This is a genomic window from Paenibacillus sp. 01L418 (genome assembly GCF_056400045.1).
The window spans coordinates 1-4,427 of record NZ_JBFTSN010000481.1 but is presented as its reverse complement, the minus strand read 5'-3'; the positions used below and the strand labels follow the sequence as shown (position 1 = coordinate 4,427).

Annotated in this window: 6 protein-coding genes; all 6 read left to right on the top strand. The window is 44.4% G+C overall.

Going from position 1 to position 4,427, the window contains the following annotated elements; genetic code table 11:
- A partial coding sequence (gene ypeB / locus AC1DSE_RS30880) for a germination protein YpeB (RefSeq protein WP_477528742.1) occupies positions 1 to 1,063 on the top strand: 1,063 nt, incomplete at its 5' end.
- A gap of 58 nt (positions 1,064 to 1,121) precedes the next feature.
- The gene (locus AC1DSE_RS30875; RefSeq protein ID WP_076271363.1) at positions 1,122 to 1,778 is read left to right on the top strand and encodes a flagellar brake protein; all 657 of its coding nucleotides are present in this window, start codon (positions 1,122 to 1,124) and stop codon (positions 1,776 to 1,778) included.
- 53 nt (positions 1,779 to 1,831) lie between these two features.
- Complete coding sequence (locus AC1DSE_RS30870) at positions 1,832 to 2,029, top strand: hypothetical protein (RefSeq protein WP_076271362.1); 198 nt, start codon at positions 1,832 to 1,834, stop codon at positions 2,027 to 2,029.
- Between the two features lie 171 nt (positions 2,030 to 2,200).
- Positions 2,201 to 2,869: a (d)CMP kinase gene (gene cmk, locus AC1DSE_RS30865; protein ID WP_339209675.1), complete on the top strand. Its 669-nt coding sequence runs from the start codon at positions 2,201 to 2,203 to the stop codon at positions 2,867 to 2,869.
- Positions 2,870 to 2,872: 3 nt separating this feature from the next.
- A complete protein-coding gene (locus AC1DSE_RS30860) occupies positions 2,873 to 3,451 on the top strand; it encodes a lysophospholipid acyltransferase family protein (RefSeq protein ID WP_339203291.1) in 579 nt (192 codons plus the stop codon).
- Positions 3,452 to 3,532: 81 nt separating this feature from the next.
- Positions 3,533 to 4,427, top strand: an 895-nt coding sequence (locus AC1DSE_RS30855; RefSeq protein WP_477528741.1) for a S1 RNA-binding domain-containing protein, incomplete at its 3' end; no start/stop codon positions are given.

Genomic DNA, 4,427 nt, shown 5'->3' with positions numbered 1-4,427 from the left:
ATCAATGCTTCCTTTCAATGAAGCAGAAGACTTCCTGTCGCGCATTGCAAACTTTGCATACAAGACATCTGTTCGCGACTTGACGAAGCAGCCGCTTTCGCCTGATGAATTCAAGACGCTTAAGACGCTCTATACGAATTCACAGGAAATATCGAAGGATTTGTCAAAGATGCAGAAGGATGTGCTGAACAACCGTCTGCGCTGGATGGACGCTGAAATCGCAGCTGCCAAAAACGCAAGTGACCCCAACATTATCATTGACGGCTTTAGATCGGTAGACAAGAAGGTAAGTGAATATCCAGAAATCAATTGGGGCCCTTCCGTTAGCAGCATGTATCAGAAGCGTACGATTAAAATGCTTGGCGGAAACATGGTGACCGCTGAAGAAATTAAAAAAGAAGCGGCTAAGTTTACTGATGTTCCTAATGCTGACATCCGTGTTGTTGAAAATGCGAAAGGAACTGAATATGCTTCGTTCTCAGCGACGGTGAAAGAAGGCAAGGACAGTACGCTTCAAATGGATTTTACGGAAAAAGGCGGCCAGCTTCTCTACTTTTTGAATTCTCGTGATATTGGAGAAGCGAAAGTGACTTTTGAAGAGGCAAAAGCATCGGCTGATTCCTTCTTAAAGAAACACGGATTTAAGGATATGAAAGCTATTAGCTATGACAAGTATGAAAACACAGGTGCATTTACCTATGTAGGTACACAGAACGGGGTTCTTATTTACCCTGATAAATTAACCTTGAAGGTTGCTCTTGATAAAGGGCAGACGGTAGGCTTGCAAGCAAATGATTATGTGTATCAACATCACACTCGCAAGATACCTAGTCCAACGATTACAAAAGCTGAGGCAAGGAAGGCGCTAAATCCGGAGATGAAGGTGCAAACCGAGCAAATGGCGATCATCTTCAACGATTTAGGCAAAGAGGCTCTTTGCTATGAATATACGGGTAATATGAACGGTTCGATTTATCGCGTATATATCAATGCAGAAACCGGCACGGAAGAATCGATTGAGGAAATGTCTCATGAAGATTCTAAGGCAGCTTCTGACAAATAACGATATGGCTCCCCTCAAATCGACGTGTTATAATGACATGTAAATGGGGGGAGTCAATTTGTTGCCAAAAGTGAACCAAATGCTTTACTATCAGATCGCATCGTCAGACGAAGAGGAAGCAGCGATTGAATACAAGTCCCGTATTGCCGATGAGCAAGAGGACGGCTTACTAATAGAAGTTCCAATTAGCGAGAAATCAGGAAGGTACAAGCGTCTTTTTTTAGGAGATGAGCTTTCTGTTTATTTTGTATCAGAGGATGGCATAAAAAATTATTTCGATTCACATGTCCTTGGATTCAAAGAGGATGGCGTTGTTAAACTCATAAAAATTCGCAGGCCTGAACTGGATCGCATTACTAAAGTTCAAAGACGCAGCTTCTTGCGCGTATCAGCTGAACTTGAGATTGCTGTTAAAATGTCAAGCAACATTCGGTTTGTATGTGAAACCGATGATGTTGGCGGTGGCGGAATCTCCTTTATATGTGATGGGAAATGGCAGATCGCACCTGAACAAGTACTAGAGTGCTGGTTGCTAGTTCCGTTTAAGAACGGGACCATTGAACATGCTTTTTTCCGTGGGGAAGTCGTACGAGTTGTCCAGCTTGAATCCGGAAGGAAGCAGGCTATGATTAAATATGTGAGCATCAATGATTCAGAGCGGCAAAAGGTTATCAGGTACTGCTTTGAGAAGCAGCTAGAATATCGCAATCGCTGAATAACATTCGTTTAATATGGAAAACTACCCAGAAAGAGGAAGGGGTTGTCCATATGACACGAAATCTGTTACATAAAAAAACAAACCGCAAAAAAATGATTAAACTAACGGATGAAGTAAGCAGCGTATTGAAGAAAATCATCATTACGCTCGTTATTTTACTCGTATGCTCACAAGCAGCATTGCAAAATGATACGGTTAGATATTGGCTGACGGGTGTGGATCAGTGGGAAGGAACCCATATGAACTGACGCTCAGCTTTTGCATCTGCGTATATAGTGTGGTATAATTTTCACGTTCGCAGGCAAAGCCTGCTTTTTTCTTGAGAGGTTTGCGTCGCATTCTTACATGCATTCGGCCAGCCGTCTCTACTAAAAGGGGGTTGACCTTAGGTGGTGCATCACGAAGGTGACAGCGACCGTATGAACATTGCAATTGACGGGCCGGCAGGCGCGGGCAAGAGCACGGTTGCACGGAAAGTCGCCGAGCAGCTTGGCTATGTGTATATCGATACAGGCTCTATGTATCGCGCAGTAACACTAAGCGCCCAGCGAGCAGAAGTAAAGGTGGACCAGACAGCCAAACTTGCTGAACTAGTAAAAGCATTAGAGATTGAGCTTGAGCCTGGTGAACATGGCCAGTCGGTATTTGTGAATGGTGAAAATGTAACCGCATTGATTCGCTCGCGCGAAGTGACGCTTCAAGTGTCTCATATTGCTGCGAATGAAACGGTACGTGAAGTTCTTGGCGACTTGCAGCGCAAGCTTGCAGAGCGTAAAGGCGTCGTAATGGATGGCCGTGATATTGGTTCACATGTGCTGCCAAATGCGGAACTGAAAATTTTTCTGACTGCATCCGTTAAGGAACGGGCACTTCGCCGTTACCGTGAAATAGTGGACACTCAAACCATTTCGCTTGCCCAATTGGAAGCGGAGATCGCAGAACGTGATCGTTTGGACGAGCAACGTGACATCTCACCGCTCATATGTGCGGAGGATGCTATTGTACTCGACAGCACCGCCATGACAATTGATGAAGTCATTCATGCAATTGTGAAATTAAGCCGAACCAAATTGGCGGAGGCGAAGTAAACTATGTCATATCTTATTTTTAGGTTTCTCCTGCGTGTTATTTACACGGTGTTATTTCGATTAGAAGCTAGAGGCACGGAAAATATTCCAGCCGACGGACCTGTTGTCCTCGCTTCGAATCATTTGAGTAACTTTGATCCGCCTACGGTTGGAGTCAAGGTGAAACGCAAGGTTTATTTTATGGCGAAAGAGGAATTATTTAAAGTTCCCGTATTTGGGCCTCTTATTCGTTCGTTTGGCGCGTTTCCAGTCAAACGCGGCGGTGTGAGCAAGGACGCTATCAAGTCTGCGATCACGTTGCTGAAAGAAGGCAATGTCATGGGTATTTTTCCGGAAGGCTCTCGCAACAATCAATCTGGAGCAGCCAAGAAGGGTGCAGCCATGATTGCTGTTCGCAGCGGCGCAGCAGTCGTTCCTGTTGCCATTGTCGGTAAATATAGACCATTCAGCAAAATAATCGTTTGTTACGGCAAGCCTATTGATCTTACTGCAATTATTGAAGAATCATCGCCTGATATGCTTGAGCAAGTAACAGACGCCATTATGGCTCGCATTCGCGAGTTAGCTGCAAACAATCGTTAATTTATGTTTTAAATGCTGCTTTCGCTCTAGGCGCTTGCGGATTTAAATAAAGTTGGGGTTAGAACTGAGGAGGTTATTTCAATGTCAGAAGAAACTAATGTGCAAGAATCCGTGGCGGAAGAAGTAAGCCAAGACGCTTTGGATAATTTCGTGTCTTTGAAAAAAGGCGATTCCGTTAAAGGTACGATCGTCAAAATCGAAGATAACCAAGCTTATGTAAGCCTTGGATATAAATATGACGGTGTTATTCCGGTTCGTGAGCTTTCTGCAGTGCAGATTGAAAACGCAGCGGATGCTGTTCAAATCGGTCAAGAGGTTGAGCTTAAAGTTGTAAGCATCGATGACGAGAAAGAAAAGCTTGTTCTTTCAAAACGTCAAGTTGACGGCGAAAAAGCATGGGATGTTCTTGAAAAACGTTTTGAGAGCGGCGAAGTATTTGAAGTTGCTGTTGCTGACGTTGTAAAAGGCGGCCTTGTTGCTGACGTAGGCGTTCGCGGATTTATTCCAGCATCGATGGTTGAGCGTCATTTCGTTGAAGATTTCGCAGGTTACAAAGGTCGTACGCTTCGCGTTAAGATCAAAGAAATCGATCGTGAGAACAACAAAGTGATCTTGTCTCAAAAAGAAGTACTTGACGCTGAATTCGAATCAAGCAAAAAGCAAGTTATTGCTGCGCTTGAAGTAGGTCAAGAACTTGATGGTACGGTTCAACGTCTTACACCATTCGGCGCTTTTGTTGATATCGGTGGCATTGACGGCCTAGTTCACGTATCCGAGTTGTCATGGCAGCATGTTGCACATCCGAAGGATGTAGTTTCTGAAGGTCAAGCGGTACGCGTTAAAGTACTTAAAGTTGATCCAGCTGCTGGAAAAATCAGCCTTAGCTTGAAAGCCGCTCAACCAGGTCCTTGGGATTCTGCTGGTGGTCAATTTGCAATTGGTGATATCGTAACAGGTACTGTTCGCCGCCTAGTTC